The following is a 15,985-nucleotide window of genomic DNA, read 5'->3' as shown; positions in this document are numbered from 1 at the left end:
CACGCTAACACCTCCCCGGCGGCACGCCAGGGCCGCACCCGGGTAGACCGTCCCGCATCACCCGGTCGCGACCTCGGCCGATGACCGCACGACCCGGCCATGCCCCCGCCCGGCCTCCGGCGCGGCACCGGGATCCGGTCCCACCGCATCCTTTGCCCCCGCACCACCGTCACCGTCCGGCGGCACCGCACCGCCCGGCGTACCGGCCTCGTCGTTCGTGGTGTCGGCGCTGCCGGCTGGCTCGGTGTCGGCCGGTGCCTCGCCGCCCCGTCCGCCGTCGGAGGGACGGTCCACGCTCGGCCGGGTCCGGTCCGCGGAGTGGTCCAGCACCCGCAGCGCGGACAGCGCCGCCATCGGCACCACCACCGCGGCGGCCGCACCGGCCACGTCCAGCGCCGCGGCACCCAGCACACCGCCGATCACCACTGCCACGGCGGTACCCGCCATCGCCGCCCGGATGGCCGGGTAGATGCCGAAGAGCCGCATCAGCCCGCCCCACGGCTGCAACAGGGCGAACCAGACCAGCAGGGCGCCGGCCAGTGCCAGCACGGTCAGCGGGCTGTTGACCAGAGTCTCGTAGCTGGAGGCGCTGGAGCGCTGCACGGTGAGCCCACCGGTGCCGTCTCCGAGCGCCGCCAGGAACCTACCCAGGCTGCCCCGATCGGACGGCGAGCGACCCAGGTCCACCACCGCGAAGCCGACCGTCACCGCCAGCCCGGCCATGGCCGCCCAGGCGAGCCGGGTCAACGTCAGCCAGCCGCCCGCGCTGATCGCCGCCGCGACGCTCACCCCGGCGGTCAACGCGATCGCGCCGATCGAGTCGGCACCCAGGTAGGGGCTGCCCACCACCACCACGGCGACACCACCCACCAGCACCATGACGGTCGGCCGCCAACCCCGGGGTACCCGCTGGGCCAGCCAGCCCGCGCTCAGCAGGGCGGCGGCAACGAACACCCCGAGCCCGACGGTGCCGAGCCCGGCGTACCGGCCGCCCTCCAGCGCCGAGTAGCCGATCACGCCGTTGAGCTGCAGCCGGGAGCCGGTGACGACGTCCAGGCCGACGGCGAGCGCGGTCAGTCCCGCCACCGCACCGAGCGGGCCGAGGGTGGTGCCGTAGCCGGGGGCCAGCCGCACCAGCAGCGTCGCGGCGGCCAGCAGCGCGGCGGTCAGCCCGACGAACGAGGCGGCCGGATGGGCGTAGCGCCACCACGGTGCGGCCTCGGCGAGCAGGGCGGCCGGCACCGCCAGCGCGGCGGCGACGAGCAGCAGTTCCACGGTGGCCACCACCCGCCGGGGCACCGGCTTGGGCCCGTACGGTCCGGCGTGCCGGCGGGCCCGGCGCAGCAGCGGCAACACCGCCACGGCGAGCACCACCTGGACGGCGGCCAGCACGACGAAGAACCCGCCGGCCACCTCCCGCTGGGCGGCGGCCTCCCGGTCCGCGTCGGCGGGCTCGGCGATGGCGGCGGACAGGTCGGCCGGCCGGCCCCCGACCGACTCGGCGGGCCGGCCGATGAACGGGCGGTCCGGCATCGGACGACCCAGCGCGGCCAGCGCGGTCGGGGCAAGATCGACCAGTTGCAGATAGCCCCGCCGGCCCGTGCTGGGCGAGGTCAACCAGCCGTCCTCCCAACCGGGACCGTCGGCGATGGCCACATGCAGCCGCGACGGGCGTTCGGTGTCGGAGACGCCGGCGACGATCACCAGCGACCGTGGTGGCCGGCCGGCGAGCACCCGGGCCAGTTGCGCGTCGGCGGCCCGGGCCGCCGACGCACGCGCCACCGGATCCTCGCCCTCCACCGTGCCGGCGTCGACGAGGCTGAGCACGCAGGAGCCGAGCAGCTCGGCCGGGTCCGCGGGCAGGTCCGGCTCGTACCGGTCGACCCGGCCGAACGGGCGGGCCGCGGCCACCGCCGCTCCCGGGCCCACCGCCACCGAGCAGCGCACCGACTCCGACAACGCGCCCGGAACCGTGCCCCACGACAACCGGTTCTGGTTGTGCAGCACGACGTTCTCCTGGTCCGGCAGGTTCGCACCGATGCCGTCCGGCTGCTCCACCGTGACGTCGACCGGCGGACACTGCCCGTCGGTACGACTGCCGGTCCAGGCGGCGAAGCTGCCCGCGCCGAGGGTCAGCCAACCGTCCACCGGGCAGGTCGGCCGCTGCGCGGAGCGCACCGACAACGACCCGATCGACCCGTCGCGGGCCAGCCGCCACAGCGTCGGAGTCCGCTGCGGATCCACGTCGTCCCAGCGCAGCCCGGCCACCCCGACCACCACCACGTAGTCGGCGCTCTTCTCCGACGGCGGTGTCTGCGGGCGGGCGGCCAGGGCGGTGACACCGAGCGCCACCACCACCAGGGTGAGCAGGATCGGAGCGATTCGGCGCACCATCACCGGCGTCCCGTCGACGGCGCGTCGGCATCGGGCGTGCTCGGACCGGTCGGACCGGTGGTCAGCTCCGCGTAGAGCGCGACGAGTTGGGCCACCGTCTCCGCCTCGGTCGGCCAGGTCGCCGCCCGCGCCGCACCCCGCCGGGCCAACTCGTCGCGGCCGGTGTCGTCGTCGAGGAGGCCGCGGACCGCCGCGTCGACCGCGTCGACGTCGCCCGGCGGCACCAGCAACGCCCCGTCACCGACCAGTTCCGGCAGGCCACCCACCGCGGTCGCCACCAGCGGTACGCCGGCCCGCAGCGCCTCCTGCGCGAACAGCTGGCGGGCCTCCCAGTCGCTGGTCACCACGGCCAGATCCGCGCCGGTGAGCAGGTCGGCCACGTCCCCACGGTGGCCCAACAGGGTGACCGGTGCCCGGGCGGCGCTGACCCGGGCGGCCAGCGGCAGATAGGCCGGACCACTGCCGGCGATCACCACGACCGGCGGTGGGTGACGCTCCCGCCACCGGGCGGCGGCGTCCACCAGCACGTCGTACCGCTTCTGCGGGTGCAGCCGACCCACCGACAGGATCAGTGGCTGGTCGGCGGCGACGGCGAACTCGGCCCGCACGGCGGCGCGACGTCGGCGCGGCGCGGGCAGTTCAGGGGCGGCGACCGGGGCGAGCCGGGCGTCCGCCGCGCCCAGCGCGGCAGCCCGCTCGACCAGGTCCGCGGAGGCGCCGAGAGTCACCTGGGCGCCCCGGGCAACGACCCGCTCGGCCAGCCGGGACAGCCCACCACGCAGCCCGCCGGCGAGCACCGCGTTGTGCCAGGTGACCACGAGCGGTACGGCGGGTCGGGTGAGCACCGCGACCAGCCCGGCGCGCAGCCCGTGCGCGTGTACGACACTGACCTGCTCGGTGGCGAGCACCCGGCGCAGCGCGGCGACCGCCCGGGCGTCGGCGGGGGTGGGGCTGGCCGGGATCTCCACCGGCTGGAACCGGGCACCGGTGGCAGCGAAGTCGAACTGGTCTGCGGTCGCGGCCGGCCCGCAGACCAGCACCGCCTCCCCGCTTACGGTCAGCGCCCGGGCCAGCGCACGCACGTGTTGCCCGACGCCGCCGGTGCTCGAGGCGAGCAGCAGCAGCACGGTGCCGCGCCGCTCGGGGATGGCCGTCGGTTCACTCCTCGCGCTCACCGGGCCTGCTCTCCGTTCGCGACTGCGGGGCTCGCAAGCTCACTCTTCGCGCTCACCGGGTCAGCTCTCCTTTCTGCCCCGCGCCCGGAGCTGACGCAGGCGTCGGCCCAGCCCGGTCAGCAGCGGTCGCAGGTCCTGCCGGTCGACCAACCAGAGCACGCCGAGGAACACGACACCGACCAGGACTCCGGACAGCATGCCCTGCGTCAGTGCCGTCCAGCGCGCCGGGGTGCCGTCGCCGGCCGGCAGCGACCAGAGCAGCGCCAGCGCGGCGACGGCGGCCGTCGTGCCGGCCAGCAGCCCGGCGCCGCCGGCCCGTCCGGCGCCGGCGAGCGCCTCCCGGCCGGCCGATCGCCCCACCGCGACCAGCAGTAACGCGCCGAGCAGCAGCATCCCCACCGAGTTGGCCACCGCCACCGCGAGCACCCGGTCAGCCGCCGGCAGCAGGGTCGACAGCGGCAGCAGCACCAGCGGAACCGCCAGCCAGCCGGCGGTGATGGCGGCGGTGGCCGCCCGGGTCGCGCCGCGGGCATAGAGCGCCCGCGACAGCACGGCGAACAGGCCGTAGCCGATCAGCCCGGGTGCGTAGCCGGTGATCGCGGCGGCGGTGGCGGTGGAGTCGAGCGGGAAGAACCGCCCGATCGGCCCGGCCGCGCCGACCAGCACCGCCGCGCCGAGGCAGCTGCACAGCAGCACCCCCCGCGCGGTCCCGGACAGGACGTCTCGGTAGGTCCGCTCGTCGGCACCCACGGCCGCGGCGGCCAGCGTCGGGTAGGCGGCGGTGGCCAGCGGCACCGCCAGCACCGCCCAGGGCAGCAGGTAGAACGTCTGCGCGAGGTTGAACACCTGGAACGCCTCGGTGGGTCCGCTGGAGAGCCGGTAGAGGATCACCACCAGCGCCACCTGCTGGGCGGCGACCGTCACCACACCGGCCACGGCCAGCCCGCGCACCTTGGCCCGGGCGTCGACCGGGAACGCGTACCCGGGGCGCAGCGACAGCCGCAACCGGCGCAACGGGATCAGCAGTGACAGCGACAGCACCACCACACCGAGGGTGGTGCCGACCGACAGGATCAGCTCCGCACCCCGGCCGGCCTGCGCCACGCTCGCCCCCGTGCCGGCCACCTCGGCGAAGACCAGGTAGGCGACGATGACGGTGAGGCTGGACAGCAGCGGTGCGATCACCGGCCAGGCGAACCGGCGGTGTGCCTGGAGCACCCCGGTGAGCACGATGCCGATGCCGTAGAGCGGCAGCTGCGGTGCGAACACCCGCAGCATCCGGGCAGCCGCCGCCAACTCCTCCGGTGACCGGCCGTCGCCGAGCAGGGAGATGATCGGACCGGCCGCCAGCGCCACCAGCACCGCCAGTGGTACGAGCAGCGTGACGGTCCAGGTGAGCAGGGCGCCCGTGGTGGCCGCCACCGTCCGCCGGTCACCGTCCGCGACCGCTCCGGCGAGCAGCGGTACGACGAGACTTGCCAGCGCCCCACCCGCGACGATCTCGAAGATGATGTTCGGGATGGTGTTCGCGAGGAGGTACATCGCGCCCAGGTCGCTGCTCTGCACCACCCAGGTGAAGACGGCGGTACGCCCGAATCCGGCCAGTCGGCTGACCACGGTGAGTACGGCGATGAGCGCGGCCGCTCCGGCCACTCGGCCGGCGCCGGCGAGGGGTGCCGGTCTGGTCACGTCAGTCGGTGCGACGGCCCAGGGCGTCGAGTTCACGCAGTCCCGGGGTGTTCGCGATGACAGAGGTGAAGCTCACCTTCTCGCTGACCGCGGTCAGCCCGGCGAGCACCGCGAGCAGTCCGGCGCGGCCGACCGGGCCGGTCCGGGCGGCCAGCGCCACGCCGAGCAGGGCACCCAGCGCGTTCGCGCCGCTGTCGCCGAGCATCACGTCCTCGTCGAGGTCAACGGGCAGCAGTCCGGCGGCGGCGCCGACGGCACCGGCGGCGATCCCACCGTGTCCGCCGGCGGTCAGCGGCGCACCGAGCAGCAGGCCCGACTTCAGCGCCCGTCCGGGCCGCAGGTCGAGCAGGTTGACCAGGTTGGCCGTGCCCGCCACCACGCCCGCGCCGAGCAGCACGTCGACGCCACGACCCAGCGCGCCCTGCCGCTGTCGGCGGGGGTGCCCGGCGACCCGGGGATCAGCGGAGAGCAGCACCGCGGCGGCCAGACCGGCCGCGCCCACCCCGGCGATCTTGACCAGGCCGGCGGTGACCCGTCCCTGTCGCAACGCGGCCAGGTGCCCGGCGAAGCCTTTGGCGGCCTTCTGCTCCGGCCGGGCGCCGACCACGTCGTCGTAGAGCCCCACGGCGCCGGCACCGAGCCCGGCCACCAGGGTCGCCGCCCCGGCCGGCACGCTCGTCGCGCCGGCGGTCGCCGCGCCCGCCGCGCCGACGGCGAGCGCCGGCCCGGCGGCCAGGGTGACCGTGCGTCCCCGGAAGTTGGTCCGCTCCAGCGCCGGCGCGGCCGGGGAGGTACGGATCTCGTGAAGCGCGTACCGGGCGGCGGCCGCCCCGATGCCCGCCACCAGCAGTCGACCGAGCACGCTCAGGTCCCCCCCTCCCGCCGGCCGGCCGGCGGAGATCGTCAGAATCGGACGCCGGTGCACCGACGGCTCACTGGGGCAGTCTAGGCACCAGTGAGCCCGCGTTGTCGCCGACGCCGTACTGCCCGGCCTTACGCTCGGTGAGCTGCTGCACCAAGGCCAGGGTGGTGACGAGTTGGCCCTGCACGGTGTTGGCGTTGTCGATCGTCGAGATGGTCTGGGTGAGCACGGCGTCGCCCCGGACGAAGGCCACCAGGTTGCCGTCGGCGGAGCCGGTGCCGGCCACCACGATTCCGCCGGTGCGGTCGAACTGCTCGGCGATCTTCACCACCGACTCGTCCTTCTTGGCGGAGTCCTTGTCCACGTACGGCTGCCCGCTGACCACCACGACCGCTTCGGCGGGTGCGGTGATCCGGTCCGAGGTGGTCAGGTAGTTGGCGTTGCCGTAGGCCGCCAGCACCGCCCGGCGGTCGGCCTCGGTGACCGGCTCCGCGCTGGCGGGCTGGTCCAGCAGCACGGTGGCGAGCAGCGCGCTGGAGGTCTCGACGCCGTGGCCGTTGCCGGGCAGACCGGCGGTCGGCGCGCTGGTGGGTCGGGCGGCGGTGACCGCCAACTCCAGCAGGTTGTTGTTGTTCTCCGGATTGATGAACTTGTCCTGCAGGTCGATCCGGCCGGTGACATCGGCGCCGGCCAGCTGGAGCATCTTGAGCACGCCCTCGGTGTGGTCGCGGCCGGTGGGCAGGCTGAGCACCAGCACCCGCTTGCCGGTCAGCTTGCCGGGCAGCATGACCTGGGCCATCTCGGCCGCGAAGTCCTCTTCGAGTTCCAGCTCCCGCTGCATGCTCTGGACCGCCTGGCGCATCTGCTGGTTGTCCTTGCGCAGCGAGTTGACGGTCTCCCTCAGCGAGTCCGCGACCGGGCCGTTGAGGGCGGCTGTGCCGACGACCAGGCCGATCGCCAGGGCGAGGAAGACCGCGGTCAGGGACACCACGTGGTACCGGAAGTTGATCACGCTTGAGGCCTCTTGATCGGTCGGGAGCTAGAAGAGCTGGCCGAGCTGGAACACAAAATTGTCCCACCACTCGGAGACCACGCCCAGGTAGGCCTTGCCGACGGTGGAGACAGCCACCGCCGAGGCCATCGCGGCGAGCGCCGAGAGAACCAGCAGCAGCAGGGAGGAGCCCGAGAGGCTCTGCCGATAGAGCCGGCTGACGCCCTTGGCGTCGACCAGCTTGCCGCCGACCTTGAGCCGGGTCAGGAACGTCGACGCCATGCCGCCGCGCCCCTTGTCGAGGAACTCGACGAGCGTGGCGTGGGTACCCACGGCAACGATCAGCGAGGCGCCCTTCTCGTCGGCCAGCAGCATGGCGAGGTCCTCGCTGGTGGCGGCGGCGGGGAAGGTCACCGCGGGCACCCCCAGGCCGTTGACCCGGGGCAGCCCGGGGGCCCGCCCGTCGGGGTACGCGTGCACGATCACCTCGGCGCCGCAGCGCAACACGTCATCGCTGACCGAGTCCATGTCGCCGATGATCATATCCGGGGTGTAGCCGGCCTCGACCAGGGCGTCCGCGCCACCGTCGACGCCGATCAGCACCGGCTTGAACTCCCGGATGTACGGGCGCAAGACGTCCAGATCTGCCTTGTAGTCGTAGCCCCGGACCACGATCAGACAGTGCCGGCCCTGCACCTCGGTGGCGATCTCGGGCACACCGACGCCGTCGAGCAGCAGGTCACGCTCCTGCCGGAGGTAGTCCATGGTGTTGGCGGCGAACGCCTCCAACTGCACCGACAGGCCCTCCCGGGCGTCGCTCATCGCCTTGGCCACGGTCTCGGCATCCTGCAGGCTGCCATGCGCGACCGGATCGTCACCCAGATAGACCGTGTTGCCCTCGATCCGCACCGTGTCGCCCTCACGGACCCGCTCGAAGATCCCCTCACCGAGGTCGTCGAGCAGCGGGATGCCCGCGGAGACCAGCACCTCCGGCCCGAGGTTGGGGTAACGGCCGGAGACCGACGGCTTGGCGTTGAGCACCGCGCCGACGCCGACCGCGACCAGCGAGTCGGCGGCGACCCGGTCCAGGTCGACGTGGTCGATCACCGCGATGTCGCCGGGGCGGAGCCGGCCGACCAGCCGCTTTGTCCGGCGATCGAGGCGCGCGGTGCCGAGGATCTGTCCCGGTTCCGCGTTCCGGGCCCGGCGCAACGTGGGTAGACGCATCGTGACCATCCTGGCATGTGAGGCAGGCGAATCTGTCGCGACATGCCTGAGCAGGGCCGCCTACCCAGGGAAGCACATCTGAGCGAGGGCCGATGTGCCTCCGCTCACAATCACGGTCTCAGGACCGCCGCTCCCTGGCCGCCACGGCCAGCAACTCCTCCGCGTGAGCGATACCCAGATCCGAATCCGGCAAACCCGCAAGCATGCGGGCGAGTTCGCGCGCCCGTTCCGTGTCCTCCACCACCCGCACCCCACTGGTGGTCACCGCGCCGCCGGTGTCCTTCGCCACCACCAGGTGCCGATCGGCGAAGGCAGCGACCTGCGGAAGATGCGTGACGACCAGGACCTGGTGACTGCGGGCCAGCCGGGCCAGCCGCCGGCCGATCTCCACCGCCGCCTGGCCGCCGACGCCCGCGTCGACCTCGTCGAAGACCAGCGTCGGTGGCCCCCCGGAGCCGGCGAAAACCACCTCGATGGCGAGCATCACCCGGGACAGCTCGCCACCGGAGGCCCCCCGCTGCAACGGCAGGGACGGTGCGCCGGGATGGGCCAGCAGCCGCAGCTCGACCTCGTCGCCGCCGTCCGCCGCGACGCCGACCTCGACCCCGTTGACCGGCAACGTGGGCTCGGCCCGACCGGCCGGCCGGGGAAGCACCGCCACCTCGACCCGGGCGTGCGGCATGGCCAGCCCGGCCAGCTCGACGGTGACCTGCTCGGCGAAGCGCACCGCCGCCTCCTGCCGGGACGTCGACAGCCGACCGGCCAGCTCGGCCACCTCGGCGGCCAGCCGGGACGCCTCCCGGTCCAGCTCGTCGAGGAGCTCGTCGGAGGTGTCCAGGTCGGAGAGTCGGGTCCGGGCCCGCTCCGCCCAGGCGATGACGCCGTCGACGTCGTCGGCGTACTTGCGGGTCAGCGCGCGCAGCGCGGCACGCCGCTCGTAGAGGGCCTGCAACCGGGCCGGGTCGGCGTCCAGACCGGCGAGGTACGCCGACAGCTCCACGGAGACGTCAGCCACCAGGGTGGCCGCCTCCTCGAGTCGGGCGGACAGCTCACCGAGGGCCGGGTCCGTGGCGGCCTGCGCCTCCAACGTCCGTCGGGCCGCGCCGAGCAGCGTCGAGACGTCCGGGGTGTCGTCGGTCGCCTCCAGCCCGCCGGCCACGCACTGGTGGGCCAACTGTGCCGCGGTACGCAGACCCTCCGCGTGCTCCAGCCGCTGCGCCTCGGCCTTCAACTCGTCGTCCTCACCGGGCTGCGGATCGACCCGGGTGATCTCGTCGAGACCCAACCGCAGCAGATCCGCCTCCTGGTGGCGTTCTCGCGCGTTGCGTCGCCGGTCCGCCAGGTCGTCGACCACCCGCCGCCACTGCGTGTACGCCTCGCGCGTCGCGTCGAGCAGCTTCTCGTGCTCCGGGCCGGCGAACCGGTCCAGCGCGGCCCGCTGCTCGGCCGGGCGCAGCAGGCGCAGCTGGTCGGACTGACCGTGCACCGCCACCACCTGCTCACCCACCTCGCCGAGCATCGACACCGGCATGCCACGCCCACCCAGGTGCGCCCGGGACCGGCCCTCGACGGTGACCGTCCGGCTCAGCAGCACCGACCCGTCCTCGTCGGGCTCACCCCCGGCGTCGACGATCCGGGCGTGCACCACCCCCGCCACCCGGCCATCGAGGCGCAGCCGGCCCTCGACGACGGCGCGGCCGGGCTCGGCCCGTACCCGCCCGGCGTCAGCCCGGCCGCCGAAGAGCAGGCCGAGGCCGGTCACCACCATCGTCTTGCCGGCACCGGTCTCCCCGGTGATGACGTTCATGCCGCCGGTCAGCGACAGTGTCGTGTCCTCGATGACGCCCAACCCGGTGATGCGCAGCTCCTCCAGCACAGCACCCGACAGTAGACGCGAGGCACGACACTTGACCAGCCGACGCGACGTCCACAGCCCTGCGGGCAACGCCACGGTGCGGGTCGGACCAGCGGCGACACCCATCTTCGGACGCCTGGGCGACGCCTACCACAGCGGTCCAGCCCGGACGGTGTCGCCGCCGCGCGTCGCCGCCGCAGCCGTCAGCGACGATTGCCCCGCCAGCCGTGCACCGGCAGGTCGAACTTCGCCACCAGGCGGGCGGTGAACGAACGGTCCCGCAGCCGCACCACCCGCACCGGCAGGGTGCCCCGCCGGACGGTGACCCGGGCCCCCGGCGGCAGATCGTAGACCCGGCGCCCGTCGCAGCAGAGCACCGCGAGCGTGGTGAACGGATCGACGGTGATCGAGAAAGTCGAGGTGGGCGCCGTCACCAGTGGTCGGCTGAACAACGCGTGCGCGCTGATCGGCACCAGCAGCAACGCCTCCACCTCCGGCCAGACCACCGGCCCGCCGCCGGAGAAGGCATACGCCGTGGAGCCGGTCGGGGTGGCGCAGACCACGCCGTCGCAGCCGTAACGCGACAGCGGGCGTCCGTCGACGTCGACGAGCAGCTCCAGCATCTGGGCCCGCTCGCCCTTCTCGACACTGATCTCGTTGAGTGCCCACGACTCGATCGTCGGCCCGCCGTCGAACTCCGCGGTCACGTCGAGGGTGAGCCGCTCGTCGACGCTGTAGTTGCGACCCACCACGTCGCGGACCGCGACGTCGAGATCACCGATTTCCGCCTCGGCGAGGAAACCGACCTTGCCGAGGTTGATACCGAGCAGCGGTACCTTGGCCGGCCGGGCCAGTTCCGCCGCGCGCAGGAAGGTGCCGTCCCCACCGAGCGCGAAGACGATCTCGGCACCCTCGGCCGCCTGTGGCCCGGTCACCGGCACCACACCCGGCAGGTCGAGGTCCTCGGCCTCCTCGGCCACCACCCGCACCTCGAAGCCGGCGGCAATCAGGTCGGCGGCGACCGTACGGGCATGCTCGGTGCTGCGCCGACGGCCGGTGTGCGTCACCAGCAGTGCCGTGCGGCTCACCGCGACGCCCGCCCGACCAGAACCGCCCGGCATCCCGATCCGCACTGATGGTTCGCTCGCCGACGCTCGCTCATGACGGCACTCCGCTTCGCTCCATGCCGCCACGAGACACCAACGCACCGCACTGATGGTTCGCTCGCTGACGCTCGCTCACGTGGCCACCTCCTCCGTCGCCTCGGCCGGCGCGTCGCCGGACGCCGCCGCTCCCTGCGGTCCGGCCGCCACCACGGCCCGCACCCGCTCCGGGTCGGCCGGCGGCGCGTCCCGGCGTAACCATACGAAGAACTCGACATTGCCGCTCGGCCCCGGCAGCGGGCTGGCGGCCAGGTCCACCAGACCCAGCCGCGACGTCGCGGCGGCTGCCGCCACATCCAGCACCGCCTCGGCCCGCAGCGCCGGGTCACGCACCACCCCGCCCGCGCCGACCCGCTCCTTGCCCACCTCGAACTGAGGCTTGACCATGAGCGCCAGGTCGCCATCGGCTCGGGTGCAGGCGGCGAGCGCCGGCAGCACCAGCCGCAGCGAGATGAACGACAGATCGGCGACCGTCAGCTCCACCTGGCCACCGATCACCTCGGGGGTCAACGCCCGCACATTGGTCCGTTCGAAGACCCGCACCCGCTCGTCGGTACGCAGCGACCAGGCCAGCTGCCCGTAGCCGACGTCGACCGCCACCACCTCGGCCGCCCCGGCGCGCAGCAGCACATCGGTGAAGCCGCCGGTGGACGCGCCGGCATCGAGGCAACGCCGGCCGGTAACGACCAGCCCATCGGGCGCGAACGCGGCGAGCGCGCCGGCCAGCTTGTGGCCGCCCCTGGAGACGTACTCCAAGGTGGGGTCGGCGCCCCTGACCAGCAACGGGTCGGCGGGATCGACCATCGCGGCGGCCTTGCGTGCCGGCACCCCGCGCAGCTGGACCCGGCCCGCCTCCACCAGCGCCACCGCCTGCTCGCGGGAGCGGGCCAGGCCACGGCGGACGAGTTCGGCGTCCAACCGGTTACGACGTGCCATGGGTAGACGGCCTCCTCAGGCCTGGTCGATGGTGGCCAGCGTTTCCCGCAACGTCTGGTACGCGGCCTCGTACTGGGCGATCTGATCCGCCGGGGCGAGGGCCGCAGCGTTGGCGATCGCCCGCACCGCGGCGTCCACCGCCGGGTGACCGGCGTCCTCGCTGCCGTCACCGGACCATTGCCGGGGTGGCGGACCTGGCGGCGGACCGGGCCGTGGCGCGCTCACGCCCGCACTCCGACCCGCCCGGTCGTGCCGGCGCCGTCCCGGTCGGCCCGCCCACCACGCACCTGTGCGCCGTGGCGGCTGACCCGAGCGGCTGGCCAGCTCACGCGGCACCGTCCGGTCGCGGTCGGCGGGCCGGGGTGGCCTTCGCCGGCCGGGCCGCCGGACTTTCGTCGGCGGTACTCACGACCGTGCCGGGCACCTTCTTCGCCACGGCCTTCTTCGCCACGGCTTTCTTCGCGACCGCTTTGCTCGGCGGCGCGGCGGCCGCGGTGGCGGGCGTGCCGACAGACGGCACCTCGGCGGGCGTCGTGGCGCTCGCTGCGGCGCCGGCACCGGGAACGCCGGGGGCCGCGCGAAGCTGACGTTCCAACTCGCGTACCCGGCGCTCCAGCTCGACGACCTCCTCGGAGGTGGCCAGGCCCACCGCACCGAGCGCACGCTCGACCTCGAACCGCACCAACTTGGTCAGCGCCTCGCGGTTGGCCGCACCGGTCGAGCGCAGCTCCTCGGCGAGCGTCTGGAGCTGTGCCGCCGTCGCTCCGGTCGAGCCCATCGCCCGGCGCACCGCGTCCTGCGCCTTCTTCCGGGGCGCCTCCGTCAGGCCCATGGCCAGTTCGAGGTATGCGCGCCACGCGTCCTGCATGCCTGAGTCCTTTCACCCGGCGGCTCTGCAGGTGTCACGCTACCGGGCCGCCGGTACCGCCCTGTGCGGTACCGTGCCCGGGAGACGACGTGGTGTGGCGAGGAGGCGATGGTGGCCACCGTGGACGAGTGTCGGCAGGCGTTGCAGGACCTGGCCGAACGGCTCGAACGCAATGCGGAGACCGTCCGTGAGCGGATCGACCTGGACCGCACCCTGGCCTGCCGGATCAGCGACCTGGAGACCGCCTTTCACGGTCGACTCACCGGCGGCCGGCTGGTGAACCTGACCGACGGTGACGACCCCAAGGCGAAGATCGCCATCAGCGCCAGCAGCGACGACCTGGTCGCCCTGGTCCGGGGTGACCTCGATGTGACCCGTGCGGTCGCCAACCGCCGAGTGTCGATCAAGGCGAACCCGTTCGACCTGTTGAAGCTGCGCAAGCTTCTCTGAGCGGACCGGCTCCGGTCAGGACGTCAGACCGAGGGTCTCCAGCGCCTTCGCCGCCTCCGGGGACGCCGAACCGGGCGGACCGGCCGGGTGCCGCCCCCAGGCAACCGCGCAGAGGGCGGCGAGCGCATCCAGCGGCCGCCCCGAGCCGGAGAGTTCCCAGCCATCGGCGCCGGCCACCACATGCCAGCCGCCGTTGTCCGCGCCCGGAGCCGGTACCCGCACCACCTCGGTCGGGTCGAACAGCCCGGTCAGGTCCCACGAGACGTACGTTGGCCGGCGTTGCGACGGGGCGGCGAGCAGCTCGGCGGCGTCGCTGACCCCGGTGAGGACCAGCAGACTGTCCAGACCGGCCCGGTTGGCGCCCTCGATGTCCGTGTCCAGGCGGTCGCCCACGACCAGCGTCCGGCCCTCGGCCGCCCGGCGGGCGGCGGTGGCGAACAGCTCCGGCGCCGGCTTGCCGACGATCTCGTCCGGCTCCCGGCCGAGCGCGGTGGCCAGCGCGGCGACCAACGCTCCGTTGCCCGGCAGCGGTCCGCGTCCGCTGGGCAGGGTCCGGTCGGTGTTGGTGGCGATCCAGGTCGCACCGCCGCGTACCGCCACCGCGGCCTCGGCCAGATCGGCCCAGCCCACCTTCGGGCCGTACCCCTGGACCACCGCGACCGGCGACTCGTCGGCGGTGGATACCGGAGTCAGGCCCGCCTCACTGATCTCGGTCCGGAGCGCCTCGGCACCCACCACGAGCACCGGCGCGCCGGCGGGCAGCCGCTCACCGAGCAGCTGTGCGGTGGCAGCCGCGCTGGTGAGCACCTCATCCGGCCGCGCCTGCACACCCATCCCGGTGAGCAGGTCGGCCACGTCACGGGCCCGCCGCGAGGCGTTGTTCGTGGCGTACGCCACAGCTCGGCCCTCGCCGTGTAGCCGCGCGACCGCCTCGACCGCGCCGGGGATCGGCTGGTCGATCAGGTAGATCACCCCGTCCAGGTCGAAGACGACCAGGGCGTAACTGTCGACCAACCGTTCCCCGGCACCGCTCATCGCTGCTGCGTCTCCGGCTGCTGCGGCCCGTCGTCCTCACGGCGTTCCTCGCCGTCAGACGGCACGGCCTCGGACGACGGGTCCTCGGTCGCTCTGCTTTCGGCCGCGCTGTCCTCGCCCGAGTCGTCGCCGGCCAGGTCGTCAACGGTTGGGGCGTCAACGGTTGGTTCCGCGTCGACCGGGTCGTTGTCCACGTCGCCCTCGGCAGACTCCACGATCGGCTCGCCGAGCGCGGCGACCGTCTCCCCGGACACGTCGGCGTCCGGTCGGGCCGGCACAGCGCCGGGGGCACCAGGGTCGGCGGCGAGTTCCTCGGCCACCTCGTCCTGGTCGTCGCCCTCGATGACCACACCGTCGAGCTCAAGGAGCCGCTCGGCCGCATCGGTCTCCGCGTCGGTGTCGACCTCGGACGCGCGGGAGAACCATTCCCGTGCCTCGGCGCGCCGACCAACGGCCAGCAGCGCGTCGGCGTACGCGTACCGCAGCCGGGCCGTCCACGGCTGGGCGGTGTCGGTGGTCAACTCGGGGACCTGGAGCATCGCCACGGCCGCGTCCCGCTGACCCAGGTCGCCTCGTGCGCCGGCGGCCACGATCAGCAACTCGATCGCGACGGCCGGGTCCAGCTTCTCCTGCTCCGCGCCGCGGAACAGGTCGATGGCACGCTCCGGCCGGCCCAGGGCCCGCTCGCAGTCCGCGATCACCGCGAGGTGGCTCTGCGCCCCGCTCATCCGGTGGTACGTCCGCAGCTCGGCGATCGCCGACTGCCACTCCCCCGCGTGGTACGACGCCAGACCGACCGCCTCCCGGACCGCGGAGATCCGCGACGCGAGACGGCGTGCGGCCAGCGCGTGGGCGAGCGCCTCAGTCGAATCCTCGTCGATCAGTTGCCCGGTCGCCACGAGGTGACGGGCGACGGTGTCCGCGATTGGCTTCGCCAACGACAGCAGCTCGGCACGGACGTCCTTGTCCAGGTCGGTCGCGACGATCTCGTCGGGCAGTTCGGGGGCCTGCGTACGTTGGTCCTCGGCCTGCTCGCGCCCGTCCCGGTCATCCCGCCGACCGGAGTGACGCTCGCCGCCCCGATCGTCCCGGAAGCCCCGGTCCCGGCGCTCGCCGTCGCGGCCGTCGGGCCCACGACGGAAACCGCCGTCGCGGCGCTCACCGAAGCCACCCGCACCTTGCGGGGAGCGGTCCCGGAAGCCACCTTCACGGCGGTCACCACCGCTGCGGAAGCCGCCTTCACGGCGGTCACCGCCGCGGAAGCCGGCGCCACCGCCATCGCGGGAGCCGCCCTCACGACGGTCACCACCGCTACGGAAACCGCCCTCACGGCGGTCACC

14 protein-coding genes and 1 pseudogene are annotated in these 15,985 nt (G+C 74.0%); 2 read left to right on the top strand and 13 right to left on the bottom strand.

The window, feature by feature from the left end; translation table 11 throughout:
• Positions 1-57: 57 nt before the first annotated feature.
• From BMY89_RS28620 to BMY89_RS28570, 11 genes are all read right to left on the bottom strand, one after another.
• Positions 58-2,394, bottom strand: coding sequence for a hypothetical protein (locus BMY89_RS28620; protein WP_092383455.1), 2,337 nt, complete (start codon positions 2,392-2,394; stop codon positions 58-60).
• The gene (locus BMY89_RS28615; protein WP_092383453.1) at positions 2,394-3,569 is read right to left on the bottom strand and encodes a glycosyltransferase family 4 protein; all 1,176 of its coding nucleotides are present in this window, start codon (positions 3,567-3,569) and stop codon (positions 2,394-2,396) included. Before BMY89_RS28615 ends, BMY89_RS28620 begins: the two co-directional genes overlap by 1 nt.
• Positions 3,570-3,629: 60 nt before the next feature.
• The gene (gene murJ, locus BMY89_RS28610) at positions 3,630-5,258 is read right to left on the bottom strand and encodes a murein biosynthesis integral membrane protein MurJ (RefSeq protein ID WP_092383451.1); all 1,629 of its coding nucleotides are present in this window, start codon (positions 5,256-5,258) and stop codon (positions 3,630-3,632) included.
• 1 nt (position 5,259) lies between these two features.
• Positions 5,260-6,126 (bottom strand): hypothetical protein, encoded by an 867-nt coding sequence (locus tag BMY89_RS28605; RefSeq protein WP_092383508.1) that lies wholly within the window; start codon positions 6,124-6,126, stop codon positions 5,260-5,262.
• A 64-nt stretch (positions 6,127-6,190) separates the two neighbouring features.
• Entirely contained in the window at positions 6,191-7,132 is a 942-nt protein-coding gene (locus tag BMY89_RS28600) for a copper transporter (RefSeq protein ID WP_092383449.1), read from the bottom strand.
• Between the two features lie 27 nt (positions 7,133-7,159).
• Positions 7,160-8,338: a putative cytokinetic ring protein SteA gene (gene steA, locus BMY89_RS28595; protein ID WP_092383506.1), complete on the bottom strand. Its 1,179-nt coding sequence runs from the start codon at positions 8,336-8,338 to the stop codon at positions 7,160-7,162.
• A 118-nt stretch (positions 8,339-8,456) separates the two neighbouring features.
• Positions 8,457-10,214, bottom strand: a complete 1,758-nt coding sequence (gene recN / locus BMY89_RS28590) for a DNA repair protein RecN (protein WP_092383447.1) — start codon at positions 10,212-10,214, stop codon at positions 8,457-8,459.
• 182 nt (positions 10,215-10,396) lie between these two features.
• The gene (locus tag BMY89_RS28585) at positions 10,397-11,314 is read right to left on the bottom strand and encodes an NAD kinase (RefSeq protein ID WP_092383504.1); all 918 of its coding nucleotides are present in this window, start codon (positions 11,312-11,314) and stop codon (positions 10,397-10,399) included.
• Positions 11,315-11,431: 117 nt separating this feature from the next.
• Positions 11,432-12,292 carry a TlyA family RNA methyltransferase gene (locus BMY89_RS28580; protein ID WP_092383445.1) on the bottom strand — a complete coding sequence of 287 codons (861 nt, stop codon included), beginning with the start codon at positions 12,290-12,292 and terminating at the stop codon, positions 11,432-11,434.
• 15 nt (positions 12,293-12,307) lie between these two features.
• On the bottom strand, positions 12,308-12,517 hold the full coding sequence (locus BMY89_RS28575; protein WP_092383443.1) for a hypothetical protein: 210 nt from the start codon (positions 12,515-12,517) through the stop codon (positions 12,308-12,310).
• Positions 12,518-12,617: 100 nt separating this feature from the next.
• Positions 12,618-13,160, bottom strand: a complete 543-nt coding sequence (locus tag BMY89_RS28570; protein ID WP_092383441.1) for a phasin family protein — start codon at positions 13,158-13,160, stop codon at positions 12,618-12,620.
• A gap of 111 nt (positions 13,161-13,271) precedes the next feature.
• On the opposite strand from BMY89_RS28570, the gene BMY89_RS28565 reads away from it, so the two are divergent.
• On the top strand, positions 13,272-13,610 hold the full coding sequence (locus BMY89_RS28565; RefSeq protein WP_092383502.1) for an SCP2 sterol-binding domain-containing protein: 339 nt from the start codon (positions 13,272-13,274) through the stop codon (positions 13,608-13,610).
• Positions 13,611-13,625: 15 nt separating this feature from the next.
• Here the strand turns inward: BMY89_RS28565 and BMY89_RS28560 are convergent, their stop codons facing one another.
• Positions 13,626-14,645 (bottom strand): HAD-IIA family hydrolase, encoded by a 1,020-nt coding sequence (locus BMY89_RS28560; RefSeq protein WP_092383439.1) that lies wholly within the window; start codon positions 14,643-14,645, stop codon positions 13,626-13,628.
• A complete protein-coding gene (locus tag BMY89_RS28555; RefSeq protein WP_232521600.1) occupies positions 14,642-15,589 on the bottom strand; it encodes a tetratricopeptide repeat protein in 948 nt (315 codons plus the stop codon). The genes BMY89_RS28560 and BMY89_RS28555 overlap by 4 nt, the downstream gene beginning before the upstream one ends.
• Here BMY89_RS28555 and BMY89_RS31410 point away from each other — a divergent pair.
• Positions 15,494-15,985: pseudogene (locus BMY89_RS31410) on the top strand (hypothetical protein); the annotation flags it as partial. The gene BMY89_RS28555 and the pseudogene BMY89_RS31410 sit on opposite strands and share 96 nt — an antisense overlap.

The organism is Micromonospora phaseoli, assembly GCF_900109115.1.
Taxonomy (GTDB): domain Bacteria; phylum Actinomycetota; class Actinomycetes; order Mycobacteriales; family Micromonosporaceae; genus Micromonospora; species Micromonospora phaseoli.
Note: the sequence above shows the minus strand (reverse complement) of the source record. Positions and strands in the feature narration are given on the sequence as shown.

Bases quoted from the DNA above. Each gene is read 5' to 3' on its own strand.
- BMY89_RS28580 (WP_092383445.1), bottom strand. From the start codon at position 12,292: ATGGCACGTCGTAACCGGTTGGACGCCGAACTCGTCCGCCGTGGCCTG.
- BMY89_RS28620 (WP_092383455.1), bottom strand. From the start codon at position 2,394: ATGGTGCGCCGAATCGCTCCGATCCTGCTCACCCTGGTGGTGGTGGCG.
- BMY89_RS28570 (WP_092383441.1), bottom strand. From the start codon at position 13,160: ATGCAGGACGCGTGGCGCGCATACCTCGAACTGGCCATGGGCCTGACG.
- BMY89_RS28585 (WP_092383504.1), bottom strand. From the start codon at position 11,314: ATGCCGGGCGGTTCTGGTCGGGCGGGCGTCGCGGTGAGCCGCACGGCA.
- BMY89_RS28560 (WP_092383439.1), bottom strand. From the start codon at position 14,645: ATGAGCGGTGCCGGGGAACGGTTGGTCGACAGTTACGCCCTGGTCGTC.
- steA (WP_092383506.1), bottom strand. From the start codon at position 8,338: ATGCGTCTACCCACGTTGCGCCGGGCCCGGAACGCGGAACCGGGACAG.